Source organism: Ruegeria sp. CDSB029, from assembly GCF_059611125.1.
Window position 1 is genome coordinate 1 of record NZ_JBXWOX010000043.1, and the last position, 15,135, is coordinate 15,135.

The 15,135-nt window shown below is 53.6% G+C and carries 15 protein-coding genes and 1 tRNA gene; 12 read left to right on the forward strand and 4 right to left on the reverse strand.

Features of this window, described 5'->3' with window-relative positions; translation table 11 throughout:
* Window positions 1-216: 216 nt before the first annotated feature.
* Window positions 217-825 carry a short chain dehydrogenase gene (locus AC2FI8_RS24005; protein ID WP_496727534.1) on the forward strand — a complete coding sequence of 203 codons (609 nt, stop codon included), beginning with the start codon at window positions 217-219 and terminating at the stop codon, window positions 823-825.
* Window positions 826-939: 114 nt separating this feature from the next.
* On the forward strand, window positions 940-1,176 hold the full coding sequence (locus AC2FI8_RS24010; protein WP_496770854.1) for a DUF2798 domain-containing protein: 237 nt from the start codon (window positions 940-942) through the stop codon (window positions 1,174-1,176).
* Window positions 1,177-1,193: 17 nt separating this feature from the next.
* On the opposite strand, the gene AC2FI8_RS24015 is transcribed toward AC2FI8_RS24010, so the two are convergent.
* Together AC2FI8_RS24015 and AC2FI8_RS24020 are read right to left on the reverse strand one after the other, a co-directional pair.
* The gene (locus tag AC2FI8_RS24015; RefSeq protein WP_496727536.1) at window positions 1,194-2,090 is read right to left on the reverse strand and encodes a LysR family transcriptional regulator; all 897 of its coding nucleotides are present in this window, start codon (window positions 2,088-2,090) and stop codon (window positions 1,194-1,196) included.
* A gap of 450 nt (window positions 2,091-2,540) precedes the next feature.
* Entirely contained in the window at window positions 2,541-3,689 is a 1,149-nt protein-coding gene (locus AC2FI8_RS24020) for a hypothetical protein (protein ID WP_496781189.1), read from the reverse strand.
* A 50-nt stretch (window positions 3,690-3,739) separates the two neighbouring features.
* Here AC2FI8_RS24020 and AC2FI8_RS24025 point away from each other — a divergent pair, with 50 nt between their 5' ends.
* The gene (locus AC2FI8_RS24025) at window positions 3,740-3,967 is read left to right on the forward strand and encodes a hypothetical protein (protein ID WP_496781190.1); all 228 of its coding nucleotides are present in this window, start codon (window positions 3,740-3,742) and stop codon (window positions 3,965-3,967) included.
* Between the two features lie 347 nt (window positions 3,968-4,314).
* Here the strand turns inward: AC2FI8_RS24025 and AC2FI8_RS24030 are convergent, their stop codons facing one another.
* Window positions 4,315-4,584, reverse strand: a complete 270-nt coding sequence (locus tag AC2FI8_RS24030; RefSeq protein ID WP_496781191.1) for a hypothetical protein — start codon at window positions 4,582-4,584, stop codon at window positions 4,315-4,317.
* Window positions 4,585-4,950: 366 nt separating this feature from the next.
* Between AC2FI8_RS24030 and AC2FI8_RS24035 the strand changes: the two genes are divergently transcribed.
* From AC2FI8_RS24035 to AC2FI8_RS24075, 9 genes are all read left to right on the forward strand, one after another.
* A complete protein-coding gene (locus tag AC2FI8_RS24035) occupies window positions 4,951-6,609 on the forward strand; it encodes a TadE/TadG family type IV pilus assembly protein (protein ID WP_496781192.1) in 1,659 nt (552 codons plus the stop codon).
* An 8-nt stretch (window positions 6,610-6,617) separates the two neighbouring features.
* Entirely contained in the window at window positions 6,618-7,139 is a 522-nt protein-coding gene (locus tag AC2FI8_RS24040) for a TadE/TadG family type IV pilus assembly protein (RefSeq protein WP_496770843.1), read from the forward strand.
* Between the two features lies 1 nt (window position 7,140).
* Entirely contained in the window at window positions 7,141-7,698 is a 558-nt protein-coding gene (locus AC2FI8_RS24045; RefSeq protein ID WP_496781193.1) for a TadE/TadG family type IV pilus assembly protein, read from the forward strand.
* 300 nt (window positions 7,699-7,998) lie between these two features.
* Window positions 7,999-8,733 carry a hypothetical protein gene (locus tag AC2FI8_RS24050; RefSeq protein WP_496781194.1) on the forward strand — a complete coding sequence of 245 codons (735 nt, stop codon included), beginning with the start codon at window positions 7,999-8,001 and terminating at the stop codon, window positions 8,731-8,733.
* A 592-nt stretch (window positions 8,734-9,325) separates the two neighbouring features.
* Entirely contained in the window at window positions 9,326-10,159 is an 834-nt protein-coding gene (locus AC2FI8_RS24055) for a hypothetical protein (RefSeq protein ID WP_496781195.1), read from the forward strand.
* A gap of 180 nt (window positions 10,160-10,339) precedes the next feature.
* Window positions 10,340-10,546, forward strand: a complete 207-nt coding sequence (locus AC2FI8_RS24060; RefSeq protein ID WP_496770837.1) for a helix-turn-helix domain-containing protein — start codon at window positions 10,340-10,342, stop codon at window positions 10,544-10,546.
* Window positions 10,547-10,712: 166 nt separating this feature from the next.
* Entirely contained in the window at window positions 10,713-12,413 is a 1,701-nt protein-coding gene (locus AC2FI8_RS24065; RefSeq protein WP_496781196.1) for a site-specific integrase, read from the forward strand.
* Complete coding sequence (locus AC2FI8_RS24070; RefSeq protein ID WP_496781197.1) at window positions 12,410-13,453, forward strand: tyrosine-type recombinase/integrase; 1,044 nt, start codon at window positions 12,410-12,412, stop codon at window positions 13,451-13,453. Before AC2FI8_RS24065 ends, AC2FI8_RS24070 begins: the two co-directional genes overlap by 4 nt.
* Complete coding sequence (locus AC2FI8_RS24075; protein WP_496781198.1) at window positions 13,450-15,102, forward strand: recombinase family protein; 1,653 nt, start codon at window positions 13,450-13,452, stop codon at window positions 15,100-15,102. Before AC2FI8_RS24070 ends, AC2FI8_RS24075 begins: the two co-directional genes overlap by 4 nt.
* Here the strand turns inward: AC2FI8_RS24075 and AC2FI8_RS24080 are convergent.
* A tRNA-Met gene (locus tag AC2FI8_RS24080) sits at window positions 15,059-15,135 on the reverse strand. The genes AC2FI8_RS24075 and AC2FI8_RS24080 overlap by 44 nt on opposite strands.

Here is a 15,135-nt window from a genome sequence, read left to right on the forward strand (position 1 = left end):
TGACTTCGGAGAGAACCAAGACCCCGGCGGACAACAAATCCAACGCCCTTGACAATACCGCGATCAGAGAACCGCTTAAGAAAAACATCACTGCTTAAACATCATTTTTTAGAATATATCACATGCTTATACATTATTTTTATTTATGTTTTGATTTCGGCATATCTGTCTCAGCCAAACCAGTTCGGTTTGTAGCAATAAAAATGGAGACAGATCATGAAAGTCATCGTTGTGGGAGCCACCGGAACACTTGGCAGCGCAATAACATCAGACCTGAAGAACGACCACGAGGTCGTGGAAGTTGGCTTCTCGGAAGGTGATGTCCAAGTCGATATCACCGATTTCGGGTCGATTAAGGCCATGTATCAGAAAGTTGGCGCTTTCGATGCGCTGGTGTCGGCGACAGGGGCCGTGCATTTTGGCCCTCTGGCAGACATCACACAAGAACAGTGGCAGCTTGGCCTGAACAACAAGCTGATGGGACAGGTCAATCTGGTGATGGAAGGAGCCAAGCACATCAACGATGGTGGGTCCTTTACCCTGACCGCTGGCATCATCAGCAGGGACCCGATCCGCTATGGGTCCGCTGCCACCACCGTGTGCAGTGCGCTAGAGGGATTTGCAGCATCGGCGGCGTTGGAATTGCCGCGCGGCATTCGCGTCAATGCAGTCAGTCCAACCATTTTGGAAGAATCCGTCGACCTCTTCGGTTCTGCCTTTGCGGGTTCCGAGCCTGTACCTGCAGCGGTCGCTGCCAAGGCGTTTCGCAAAAGTGTTGAAGGTGCCCGGAGCGGCCAAACTTTCACCGTCCAAGGCCGCACCTAAGCCGCGTTCCTTCAATCGGGTCCTTCAGACCGGAGGACCCGAAACATCCTGGCCGACTGGACGCTGGAAAAATAACAACCAATCCGCCGGCCGCCTCCAAGGAGACCACACAACATGCACGTCATTCCAAAACAATACACGCAGTACGTTTTCTACTTCTTCATGGCACTTTTGATGTCTGGCCTGATGTCGTTGGTCGTCACGACGATCAACATCGGCATCGTCCCAATCCTGATCTCGGCGTGGCTGAGCGCCTGGATTGTCGGTTTTTTGGCTGCTTTGCCTGCCATCATGATTGTTACGCCCGCTGTACGAAGCATCGTCGGTCTTTTTATCGTGGATTGCGAGTGAGGCCAAACTAGCCAAATCTATGCCGGCCGCAACAACTCCTTGAAAAGTCCACGAAGCCAAATATTGCCCGGTTCCCGGTCGGAGCGCTTGTGCCAGAACAAGCTTAGCTTAGGACCCGGAACCGGGATTGGAAGCGGGCGCGACAAAAGTGTGCCGGAGTCGATAAGAGGCCTCACGGTGACAGAGGGCAAAACACAGACAAGCGTGCTTTCCCTCAGAACTTTGGCGGCGCTTGCGAAATTATTTATTGTCATTGCCACACGGCGTTGCAGCCCATGTTCGGCAAGCACCATGTCGGTGTAACCGCGAACATCACCGGATAGAGAAACCAAGAGATGATCCGCCGCAACAAAGCGCTCCAGCGTCAGATTACCTGTTGCAAGTTCATGTTCGGGATTCATCACGCAGACATACTCAAGATCAACCAATAATTCGCTTGTTTTCATTGGAGGCATCAGGTCGTTTGCGCCAATGAGAATATCGACGGATGCGCGATTGAGGACCGTTTCCCCGTTTGAGATTGTGTAAGGCACCGTTTGGATGGACACATTCGGCGCGTCTTGTTCGAGGCGATGGCGAAGGTCTGCCCACACCAAATCTACCATCAGGTCCGTCGCCGCGATCCGAAAGGTTCGGCGCGACGTGGAAGGATCGAACCCTTTGGGATTGATGGCTTCGTCAATCTCTTCCAATGGTTCTTTTACCTTCACCCAGAGATTCTGGGCAAACAGGGTGGGCGCGATGTTTCTTCCATCCTTGATGAAAAGATCATCCTTCCAGATCTCGCGCATCCGCCCAACTGCATTCGAGACTGCCGGTTGAGTGATGTTCAATCTTTCGGCCGCCCGAGTGATCGACCCCTCGGTCATAATAGCATCGAAAATGACAAGAAGGTTTAGGTCCTGACTGCGCAACTGAAAGCCCCGATTTTTGAGACTAGGCTATCAGAATTGCTTACTGAGACCACCGGCAAAACACCAATAATCTTGGCATCTAAGCCGAGAGCAACTTGCGCGATGCCGACATTGGCGCAGCCGCAGCGAAAGCTAACTTCGTCCTGCTACCCTGCCATCTGAGAAGCGCGTGGGAATGTCCGGTTTGCGCGGTTCGCAACCTGCCGCACTTGCAAAAGACCAAAGTGTAGTCAGCGGCGGCTTAGGGTTCTCTGCCGCCATTCTCTGCGACGTGCCCCGACCGGAGGTATGAGCCCAAAGCAGACATGTTAGTCCCGCGTAAGGTTTGTTTTGGTGACCCCCAAAGAGGTGATAGTGCCATCCAACTAGTGGATCAGTTTCAATCCAACGGGAGACCGGTACTGTCGAAATAGCGTCTAAATCTTTGCCTTCGGGCCTCTAACTTTACGTTCAGCCGTTACTTGCAAATTCGTCTTCCGCCTCTCCACCCGGGGTTTGATCTACTTCCTCCGGTTCTCCATCAACATCATCGTCCTCCTGGCCGTCGGCATAAACGCTTCCGTCATCCGAAATGCCAAGTGTGGATTTTACCGATTCTTCATCGGGATTGGAGGCACGGACCGCGCCGAGGACGCGGTCTTGCTGTTCTTCCGCGACGATTTTGTCCTCAGAAAAATCGCCTTTGTAATGTCCCAACAAACTGGCCTCCGCGTCATGCACCGCCTCCGCAGCCGCCAACTGATCGTCCGTCGGTTGCGCTATCGTATTTCCGTCCTCATCTGTTGTTACGTCGTGCGCATCTTTCACCGCTTGTGCGGTTTCCAAATCTTCAGGCGCAATCGTACCGGGAGTGGACGCCTCATCGGCAAGAACCTGTTCAGCTTCCTCCAGCGTCATTGGAGCCGTGTCCAAATAATCATACGCCGCAGCAATTTCCTTCACTTCTTCAGGGCTCAAGTCGTAATCTTCACCCATGACATGATTGAAATTTGCGTCGGCTACGGCAAGGCCAGCGGCCAGGCTCACCGGCCCTGTACCTTTCGCATACTGTCCGTTCGCGATATGCGCGAGTTTTGCATTTACACTGGAGTTAATGGCACCATTCAGTTTGCCGAGGTTACGCGGGGCAAGCGTGCCATCATCAAGGAGTTTTTCTTTTCTGCTTGGTGGTCTCGGGGATTGCGCGACACTCGCTTTACTTGTTCGTGTTGTGGTGGTCCGTGCCTTGTTCCCTTTGAATAGACCTTTGACACCGTTTTGCTTCAGGTTACGGCCCAAGGCCTGAAAGTCTTCCTTCACAGCCTGACCCAAACGACTGCCGCTCTTTGACTTACGACTTTTGCTGGCAGACTTCGTATTTGCCCCGTTCAGCGTTTTGTCGGAACCCCATCCCCTTTTGGCACCTTTTTCACCGTTGTTGCCGCCCTTTCCGCCACCGTTGCCACCTTCATTATCCCCTTTTCCGCCGCCGCTACCTCCACCTTTTCCGTTACCATTTTTTGCGTATGCGTAATCGGAAGCGAGAACGGTCACGACTGGCGCGACTACAAATGTAGAGAGTACGATTGCGGATACGCTCACTTTAAGGAAGTTCAACACGGTAGAAATCCTTTTCGTTTATAGAAATACTGGTCAGCGGTGGCGAACGAATGCCATCCTTAAAAATGTTGCTCAAACACGGCCAGAATGAGGCAGCTATTCGACTTTCAGGAGTTGTTATCTTTAATGGAATATTAACAACTTGGCTTTTATTTCCAAAAGAATCACTTGGGAAAATAAAACTGTTAACAATAGCAGTGGTTTTCAAGTTTGTGTTTCCAGCGGCGATCAAAAAAACTGCTAAATCGGAAATAATAGGTGCGTTAACACTCGGTTAATGTAAGGTCTGGAAAATAGCAAATAGTTTATTTTTACGAGTTGACTATGGTTAAGCAAAGCAAAAGGGAGCTATTCCCGCCTTTGAACGACGCCGAGGCCGAAACATTTGGCCCGGACAAGAATAGCTCCCTAAAACTTACGATAAGAAGGGCTACATTTGCTGCCCCAATATTGCTGTATTTTCTTCTAATGGCCTTTTTTCTAAATAGAGCGTCTGTCGAAAGCTATATATCGATCCCGTGGTAGATGAAGGCTTTTGCCCTGAGATAGACAATGAGGGTCCGCGCTATCAGACGAGACAGCGAAAAATAGTTCTGTTCGTCCACTCCGCCTGCTGAGCAATCATTCAATTGGTTCCGGAGCTCTGTGCCGCAGCAAACGGCAGAAATGTCCGCAAGGCAGACATCGGGCTGAAATTACTGAACGTCCGCTGCGAGCTCGAACTGCTCATTCGACATAGCGCAGCGAAGGTCGGCTTTTTCATGGGGTTGGCCACAAATGCGGCTCGAATCGCGGCCTTCATCGCGTCCTGAGGCCCTTGTTCTTGCGCCTTGCTGGATGCCATCACCAGCTTGGAGGCAGGCGTGTTTCTATGTTTGTTTGCATAGTCTACCATCTGCGCGTTGCCCTTGGTGCTGACCGCAGCGCTGCAGAGTGCTCTGCCAGATGGGATGAATGGCCGTTTTCAAGAAGGCAGCCCCATATTTTAAGCCTCTATATTAACCAGACATTAATGAATCGTTTTTTTCCATAAAAGATAATCCCTCCAAATGGCCAGTAGGCCGCCGCAATTTTGACATATTCAAATCACAGAGTTTATAGAGATGCTCTCAGTTAAAAATAAACCTAATTCCAAAGGCTTAGAGGGGTTCTGAGTCGATGCCCTAGTAAATGTTTCCGTAATTGCAATACCTGCAATTGCGAGCTTTCCCCTAATAGAAATGAACTTATGGCAGCTTTCCGCCGCTAAAGGAGGTTATAAATGCCTACGAATTTTGTAAAATCAACAAGCTCTAGCGTTTCTCCTGCATTCGGTGTGTGGAAAGGTGCTCGACGTCTTGCCCGCGACGAGGATGGCGCGCTTACTATATTCGCCCTATTTATGTTTGTGGCTATTGTCGCCTTTGTGGGAATTGGTATCGATTTCATGCGCCACGAGAGCGAACGTGCAAATTTGCAGTACACGCTGGATCGGTCTGTTTTGGCTGCGGCGGATCTTGATCAAAAGGCGGATCCAGGATCTGTCGTTCGTTCGTACCTAGAAAAGGCGGGCCTTCTGGAAAATCTGACCAATATCAATGTAGTCAACGACACTGGTTATCGAGAGGTGTCGGCGACAGCCCAATCTGAGATACAGACCCAATTCATGCACCTCTCTGGTGTTGATACATTGATCGCACCCGCAGCGAGCACTGCCGAGGAAAGCGTCGGTGCTGCCGAAATCTCAATCGTATTGGACGTTTCGACCTCGATCGACTTGTTTCAATTAAAAAATGCAACGAAAAACATCATCACAAAGATAGGAAAGAAAAACGGGCATTGGAGCAACGAAGTTTCGTTTTCCCTGATTCCGTATTCCAGCCAGGTTAACGCTGGCGCAGATTTGCTGAAATACTACAATGTCGACCGTTTTCATGGCCACTCGCATTGCGTCAACTTTATCGACAATGAATTTAGCAAGCCTGATCTTTCTCTGACCAGAGTGCTGGAGCAAACGGCTCATTTCGACCCTTACACCGAGACAAAAGAGCCGATTCAAAATCCCGTTTGCCCAATCCGCCCTGGATCAGCGATCCTGCCATTCCAAAACAATGAAACAGTGCTTCATGACTATGTCGATGGCTTGACCAAGCTAAGCAACCCAGTGGCAGACGAAGATTCTGGCCTGGACAACGGTGCAAATTGGGGCCTTATTTTACTGGATCCGAGCACACGCCCAGTCATCAATGGTCTGGCCACTCCTGTATCCGCAGATGGTGATGGTATCGTCCCGGAAGCATTCAAATACCGCCCAATGGATTACAATAGTAACGTTCTAAAAGTTCTGATCCTGGTGTCCGACGGGGACAATACCGATCAGCACATGCTCAACCCCTCGATGCGTACTACCTTGTCGGATTTGTGGTACAATGAGGAAGCCAATCGTTTCTCAGTCTTCCAATCAAATGGCACCCCTATGTATTGGTGGCCTCATGATAACAGCTGGCAGGATCACCCTTACGGCAACGGGGACTCACGTTGCACGACCAAAGGCAGCAAAACTTCATGCGTTAAAGAAGACGAGCCCGGCAAATCGGTACAGTTGTCCTACGTTGAGCTGCTGAACCTTGTGTCCTTGGAATACATCGAAAACAATATTTTCACCCAGTCGCCAAGTGCCTATGGGCAGTGGGAAAGCAGCGCGTTCAGCAAGAAAAATGCAGTAGCCAAGGATGCGCGCACCAAGCACGTATGCAAGGCAGCCAAAGATGAAGGCGTGATTGTCTTTAGTGTCAGCGTCAATGCCCCTGCGAACGGTCAAAAGGTGCTGCAAGGCTGCGCAAGCTCTGCCAGTCATTACTATGATGCATCGGCGCCTGACCTTACAGATGCCTTTACTTCAATCGCGTCCTCGGTTCGTATGTTGAGGTTGACACAATGATGCGCCGGATGTTCTCCGCTCTAACTGAGCTTCGCCGCAAGGAAGACGGCAATGTGACTGTCGAGTTTGTTATCATATTCCCTGCCGTGTTTTTCCTGGTTCTTTCGGGATTGGAGCTTGGCTTAGTAACACTGAAACATGCGCAACTGGAGCGGGCTGTCGACATGACCGTTCGCGACATTAGGCTGAACACCGGCATTAACCCACAGCATGACGATATTAAGGCGATTATCTGCAACCGAGCCGGTTTTATCAGCAATTGTGAAAACAGCTTGCGTCTAGAAATGATCCGTCAAGATCCATTTGCGTCCATAACAGTACCGACCATCCCTGACTGCACTGACTTGTCCGACGAGGTGCGCCCTGTGCGGACTTTTCAAAACGGCCTTGAGAACGAGTTGATGGTTCTTCGGGCCTGCGCCAAGATCAATCCCAGGTTCCCGACATCCGCTATGGGCAAGGCAATAGTTAACGAAGAAGGTCAATACGCTTTGACCGCTACAACCGTTTTCGTACAGGAGCCTAAATAGTATGAGGATTAACCGACTTTCGATACACTGTTCAAAACGATTCCTCGGCCGGGAAAACGGCTCGATTTCCGTCGAAGCCGTTCTTGTCATCCCAATCCTCTTTTGGGCGATCATGGCGGGTTATACATTTTTTGACGCTTATAGGCAGAATGCCTCGAACACCAAAGCAGCACATACGATCGGTGACCTAGTTTCTCGAGAAACTCGGGAGATCAATAGCGAATACATTGACTCGATGGTGGAAATGTTCAAATTAATGGTGGTAAATGATACGGATTTGAAAATTCGAATTTCGTTAGTTCTTTACGATGCAGCCAACGACAATCATTCGGTGAACTGGTCTGCAATTCGCGGCGAGTATGTTGAAAAGTTAACGGACGACAATATCCGTCTATATAAAGATCTTCTTCCCCCGATGTCGGATCAGAATACGCTTATTCTGGTTGAAACCTCCAACACGCTTGTCCCGATCTTTAGAGTAGGCTTAGACAATATCGAACTGAAAAACTTCATTTTCACCCGACCGCGCTTCGCAAACAATATTAAAGCGAACGTCTAAGTGCCTGAGCTCGGCAACGAAGGGTCCCCGTAGGTGCCACCAAGGCCCAAGCGTTACTCCCCCAGATCAACAGCGGCGGTTCGATCAAGGCGCAACGGAATCAACTAAAGAGCCCAAACTACTGAATGCTGCACTGCACACGATTGTCCGCTGTTACTTGGTCGCCAAAGCGCGTTGCTAGATTTTTCTTCCCATCAAGCTTGCTGATGCTACGAATAAGTTATGACAGATTTTTCGAATGAATTTTTTGGCCAGCCAGAACAGCAGGACCTGCAACGCAGGGCGGACCGTATTTGGACATTGGTCAAGAATGACCCGACTTATTCCTGCCATGGCCGCGCGGTGGGCCTTAGCGCGGAGAACGACATCGATTTGGTGAAGCAAATTGCGATGACTCGACTACAGGGCGTTTGCATGGCCGAAGGAACTCCTGTCGAAGCTGCCGATCGTAGGCGTGAAGGGCTTGAACAGCACGGTCTGAAAACGGATCAGTTCGTTGACTGGCAAGGGAGCGCAGCATCGCTTGAAGCCGCGGCCATGGTTTTGGCGTCGCGCAAGTTACCCGATGATCTCGAACTCGTGCGTGTAGATGCGCAAACACCAGGTGATGACTTGGCCAAATTGGATACGCTCACACAGGCATGTGGAGTCCTGCTTCCGATGGGCGCGTTCATCCGCGGGCTGAGACGCCCGAGCGTGTGTTTGTTGGCACGTGACCGCAAGGGGGAAGTCGTCGCGGCAACAGCAGCCGTTGCGCAGTTTCATCCTGATCACCGGAATGCCGATCAGGCTTGGTGGGGTATGCTAGCGACAGATGAATCGCGGCGGGGCGAGGGGATTGCCCTGATCATGGGCGCAAATTCAATGCTTGCTATGCGTGATCTCCATGGTCTTGGGACTTTTTTCACAGGGATCCGTGAAGGTAACGCGCCTTCTGAAGGTTTGTGCAGAAAATTGGAGATGGCGCCAACTAATGACGTGCATCTCATGGCGATAGACCCGGACGTGTTCGCAGCGGGGCGGGTGACCAAGTAAGTCGTGCCCTAATTGCGTCTTTGGAGTATGCGACTGCTCCAAACTGTGCGACACAAGCCGACATTCCCAGAACTAATTCAAACGGCAGCTTTGTCCGCATAGCGGTCATGTGCGAGCGACACTGGCATGGTGTGGTCCCCGAACCTTAGTTCACCTTGGAGGCCGGTCGTGAACACACCGTGGTCACCGCTTTTTTTTGATCGTTTGCCAGGGAAAGCAGCAAGAATAAACCGGGCGCAACGGAGACGAGGAAGACCCATCCCGGCCCAGAACGTCCGATTTTGCGCTCTTGCTAACTAAGTGTATTGATCCGTTTTTTTGTGGGATCTTTGTGTTTCGCGCGGCCGCAAGTTGTACAAACCTTAGCTGACCCGAAGCGCAACAGCCCACCAATAGCGCAGACGGTTCGGGTCAGCGGCTCGACACAGAACCTAACCAAATTGTTCCCTTCCTGTTCTTTTATTTATGTGCAACCTTTGAAGGGGTCGCCTTGTGTCAACCAGCGCGCTTCCTCAGCAAACAATACTGCCTTGATGCACATCAGCTTTTGGACGTGCGACCAAACTATTGAGTGAACCAAACGGAGAATAACATGAGCGCTAACGCGGAGAGCGGTCCGAAGGACAATCACGACGTCGTAGATATTGAAGGTGACTATTCGGTCTACCCGCACATGGATGGGATCAAATGCTCGATGCCATGGAAGCTCGGCAGTTATGGCGAACGCGGCGCTCTTTCTGAGGACATGATCGAGAGCTTGGCTGAACGGTTTGACCTGCCAACTAATCTCGTTGGCGAACTCTCTGTGATTCTTGGGAATTGCCTCAACAACGATGAAGACATCGCAATCAACCTGACCGAGGTCCGTCGCTCGCAAGCAATTGAACGAGGTCAAAAGCACCTCAAGCAACTTTTGCGGAAAGCCAAACAGAGTTCCATTAGTCCCCAAGAACTCCGGAACTCATTGGGCTCGCTTTCGACTTATTTCGCGTCGACGCCAGAAGACGCAGACCTTCTTCCCCAAGTGCTCGACAATATTGAGACCGCAACGACACTTACTCAGGACGTGATAGATGACATTCGGCACATCCTTGTGACCCCCGGCGCGGTTGCAGAGATGTCGCCACGCGACAAGCGGTTCTCGCGCGACAAACGCCTTCAGTACATCGTCGAGAGCTGCTGCTATATCTGGAAAGATGCCGGTCGCCCTTTGACCTATACGACATACTCAGACGGTCGCCCCGGCGGACAACGGCAAGGTCCGCTCGTCGACTTCATTCAGTCTGTCGTGAGGTTCATCACCGATCCGGGACAAAACCTGAGCGGTGAGACGATCCGAGTGGATATTGACGATTTTCGCGGCAAGCTTGAGCGAGAAGAGAAAGAGCGTTGGGCACCGCCTGAATCGGGCAATCAATACACTTAGAATGAGCAAGCCTGCGTTGTCATGGTCATGGCATGACACGCGTTCCTGCCATACCCCCTTCTGACGACCAAGCGCACCAGCAGGTTGAGACAGCGATTGACCAGTTGGTCCGATTGCTGGCTGCCCAGGCAGTACGGGAACTGGGCCGGAACGCCTCTGCCAAAAAGGAGGCGCATCACGATGCCACGGATCAATGCAATGAAAAAACAAACCCGCCAGCTGCTGACGGTGAAGGACATCGCTGAACTGGACAATTGCTCGGAGAAGACGGTGCGCCGTGCGATTGCAGCAGGCCTGCTCGAGGTTATCTGGGTTGGCCCCGGCGGACGCCTCATCCGCATTGATCCGGCAGCTCATGCCGCCTACCGGCAGGCACATTGCTGGTAGGCACTCGTGGCCGTTAATGTCTATTAATATCAATTTGTTAAACACGTTTCGGGAAGAGGGTATCCCCATAAGTTTCTAACTTTCTGTGCTACGCTTTTCCCGAATCGGACCTCCTGTCCACACCAGTCCGCCCGAGACCAGACATGTCCAGAGGAACGCAAACCCGATGACTAAGCAGAGCCCCGTTCCATTGAGATTGGCCTTCGTAAAAGCCGACACACCGATGTTTGCCGACCTTATCGAACAGCTGTACTCCGACACCTCTCTGTCTGACGCGCGCCGCCGCGACTTGATCTCCGGCCTGCGCCGCGTGGCGAAGGCCCTTGCGCTGCCGCCCGAGGACGTTCCCTGCGATAGCCGATGGTTGCAGCCCCGTTTGACCCAGGTCTCACCGGCTGCGCTGGGTCTCACGCCAAAGAGTTGGCAAAACGCGGTCAGCGATGCACGGGCTGCGCTCGCGCATTTCGGGCTGGTGGAACGGCGATACAACCGGATTGAAGATCTGTCTCCCGATTGGCACGCGCTCTGGGTGATTGTATTGGCGTCCGGAGACAAGACATTGCAACCCGCACTCTGCCGCTTCGTGCATTATCTGAACCGGCAAGGCGTCAAACCCGCCACTGTGCGCAAAGAGCATTCTCAAGCCTATCGAGTAGCCCTTGAGCAAAACGAGATCAGCAAATCTCCTGATGTTGCATATCGGGCTGCAGTCAACGGCTGGAACCTGGCGGCCCGACGTATTTCACAATGGCCCAGGGTCACTTTGCCCCTGGAATCTCGTCAGAAGGTCATCACTTTTTCGGTGACCGCGTTTCCAACGCCATTCCAAACAGCTCTTGCAGAGCTGATGCATCGTCTGTCCAAACCGGACCCGCTGGCAGATGACGGTCAGAACAGAGCACTCCGATCCGCGACCCTGGCCCAATACCAAAGACAGTTGGTTCGGTTTGCCTCCGAACTGGTTCATTCTGGCATCCCAATTTGCCACATTGGCGGATTGGACGTTCTGATCAATCCGGTGACGGCGGAACGAGGTTCGCGCCAGATGTTATCGCGCACCAACAACCAGACCACAAAGATGATCAGCGAGATCGCCGCGCTGCTCCGCAACCTAGCCCGGATACTCAATGCACCCGATGACGCCCGGGACGCGCTGTCGGGGCTTGCCGCGCGCCTGGCCGTCAAACCTCAGAATGGCATGACCCAAAAAAACCGAAGCCGGCTGAGGGTGTTGCAGGAGGACCGGCACCAGCAGCGCCTGCTGCTCCTGCCTGAACGGATTTTCGCCCGACCGCGCGGCACGTCCAAACCGTATGGCTGGGCTCTGGCACGCGAAGATGCGCTCGCCATCGCCATCTTGCTGGTCTGCCCAGTTCGCGTGGAGAACCTGGCTGGCATCCACCTCGAACGCCACTTGCACCGCCCCGGCGATGGGCGCGTCTACCTGGTTCTGGAAGACAACGAGACAAAAAATGAACGACCTGTCGAGTTTGAGGTTCCGCGCGATGTTGTCCGCATGATCGATGCGCACCTTAAATCTCGCTGCCCGGAACTCCGCCCAGCGGGAACACGCTGGCTGTTTCCCCGGAGAGTTGGTCAACATTCCGTTGACCCCAGCGTTCTGTCGGAACGCATCTCTAAACGGATATTGAAGGAAACGGGGTTGGAGATGAACGCCCACCTGTTTCGCCACTTTGCGGTGATGAACTGGCTCGACGCCAATCCTGGGGGCTATGAGGTTGCCCGCCGGTTGCTCGGACATTCGGAAGTCAGCCACACGATCAACATGTATTCCGGTCTTGAAGCACGTTCGGCAACGCGCGCCTTTGCCGACCTGATCGACGCCAAGAAAGGGCGCCGCAGATGAGCCTGGTTCTGCCTCTCGCCAATTGGCCCGCGTCCGACTGGGATATGTGGGACAAGCTTCAGAAGGCGGCCGGACCGCTCGACGATTGCGGCGCCCTCGCTCATCTGCGCGCAACCTCATTGAAGACGCTGGAACTTCGCTATGCCCGATGGCTGCAATGGCTGATTACTAGCGATGCGGATGCGATCACGCTGCCTCCGGCGCGACGCGCGACCCTGCCGCGCCTTTCCGCTTGGCTTCAAGACCTCTCACACACCCGACCGATGACCCGGTTGATGTTCATAGATGGCGTATTGCGTGTCCTCTCTGCGGCTGATCCTGTGCACGATTGGACCGGTCAGCGCAGGCTAAAAACGGGATTGAAGCGTACCGCAGGCAACGGTGATCGGGATCGGAAACTAGGCCGGGTACTGTCCAGCGATGTATTGCTTCGGGCAGGTATCTCACTGGCAACGGAACATGCAGAAGTCGCCCGAACATCGTTACGCAGAATGATCTGCCTGCGGGATGGAACAATGATTGCCATGCTAGCCCTGATGCCCATGCGGCGACGTGCCTTCGCCGGGCTTCAGATTGGCCCATCCCTGCAAGTCACACCGGACGCCATGATTGTTGCGCTCACAGGGGATCTGACCAAATCAGGGCATCCCTGGGAAGCTGATGTTCCGCCGAGCGTTGAGCCGCTCTTACGCCGTTATGTCGACGAAGCCCGTCCCTTTTTTATGGAGCGTGGCCAACAGCAACACGATGTCCTGTGGGTTGGCCGGTCTGGTACTCCTTTGAAGAAAGATGCGCTGAGCCCCCGGATCGCTGAGCAGACGCTGAAGCTAACGGGTCGCCGTATCCCGCCGCATTTCTTTCGGGATGCTGCCGCGACAACACTGGCCCGATCTTCTCCGGAACACGCCAAGCTAATTCGACCAATTCTTGCGCATACGAGCTTCGGAACAGCCGAGCGCCACTATTTTCACGCCCAGACCATTGAAGCGGGCCGCGACTATGCGGCCCTGATCAACCAAAAGAGAAAGGCCCGGCGATGACCCTAGTTGCAATCTATGCCCGTTTCTCAAGCCAAATGCAGCGGGACGCATCAATCGAGGATCAGTTGCGGCTGTGTCGAGAACGTGCAGAGCGTGAAGGCTGGACCATTGTCGACGCCTATTCAGATCGTGCGGTCTCCGGTGCCTCGATGTTGCGCCCCGGCCTGCAAGAGCTGATCAATGCAACTCAGGAAGGACGAGTTGACCTAGTTTTGGCGGAGGCGCTGGACCGGTTGAGCCGTGATCAGGCTGATATCGCAGCGATCTTCAAACGCCTGAGCTTCGCAGGAGTCGGCATCGTTACACTGGCCGAAGGCGAGATCAGTGAGTTGCATGTGGGCCTCAAGGGCACCATGAACCAACTGTTCCTCAAAGACCTGGCCGACAAAACCCGGCGGGGACTGCGTGGGCGGGTCGAACTTGGACGCTCCGGTGGCAGCAATAGCTACGGCTATGACGTCGTCCGGCGTCTCGGCCTGGACGGCCTACCCGTCAGGGGAGAACGACGGATCAACGCGGCGGAAGCTGAGGTAATTCGGCGGGTGTTTCGGGAGTTTTCCGACGGGCGTTCCCCGAAGGCCATTGCGCGCCGCCTGAATACCGAGGATATTTCCGGTGCCCGAGGCAAACTATGGCGTGACACGGCCATCCGGGGACACCGCACACGCGGAACGGGCCTTCTCAACAATGAGCTTTATATCGGTCGCCTAGTCTGGAACCGGTTGCGCTACATCAAGGACCCGGAGACCGGCAGGCGTGTGTCCCGTCTCAACGATCCCTCCAAATGGATAATCACAGAAGTCCCCGAGATGCGTATTGTCGGTGACGATCTTTGGGAGGCGGTGAAGCAGCGGCAAGCCGAGATCGAGGCCGACCCCCGCGTCAAAGCCATCAAGAAGACACGGTTCTGGGAGAAGCGGCGCAAGAAACACTTGCTGACAGGTCTTGCATTCTGTGGCACCTGCGGAGGGCCGCTTGCCACAGTCGGACGCGACTACCTCGCCTGCTCTGCCGCCCGCAAGCTCGGCACATGCTCCCATAAGCAATCCATTCGCCGTAACGTTCTGGAAGACGCGGTTCTGGGTTTGCTGCGTCAGCGCCTGATGCAGCCCGATGCTGTGGCCACATTCGTCAAATCTTTCAGCGAAGCCGCCAACGCGGAAACGGGCGCGTTGGAGGCAGCTCGGGCCCGTTTGCAATCCGAAAGGGACAAAGCTGCGCGCAAACTGAATGGGTTTTATGATGCAATCGCAGAGGGCTTTCGTACACCCGGACTTCAAGCCAAGCTCGAAGAACTCGAAGCGCAGATCGCCGATCTTGATGGTAAGCTCTCCGAACCTGCACCGTCACCAGTGCGACTGCACCCGAACCTGACCGAACTCTATCGCTCCAAGGTCGCCGATTTGACACAGGCACTATCCGACCCGGCAATCCGCACAGGGGCATTGGAGATCATTCGGGGCTTGATCGAACGTGTTACGATCCAACATGAACGGGATGGCGTGCAGATCGAGTTGGAAGGTGCACTGGCAGCGATGATTAGCCTAGCCCAGGATGAACAAAGCCGCCTTGCGGCGGCTTGTTCGGTACTTTGTTCGACCCAAGTGGTTGCGGGAGTAGGATTTGAACCTACGACCTTCAGGTTATGAGCCTGACGAGCTACCGGGCTGCTCCATCCCGCG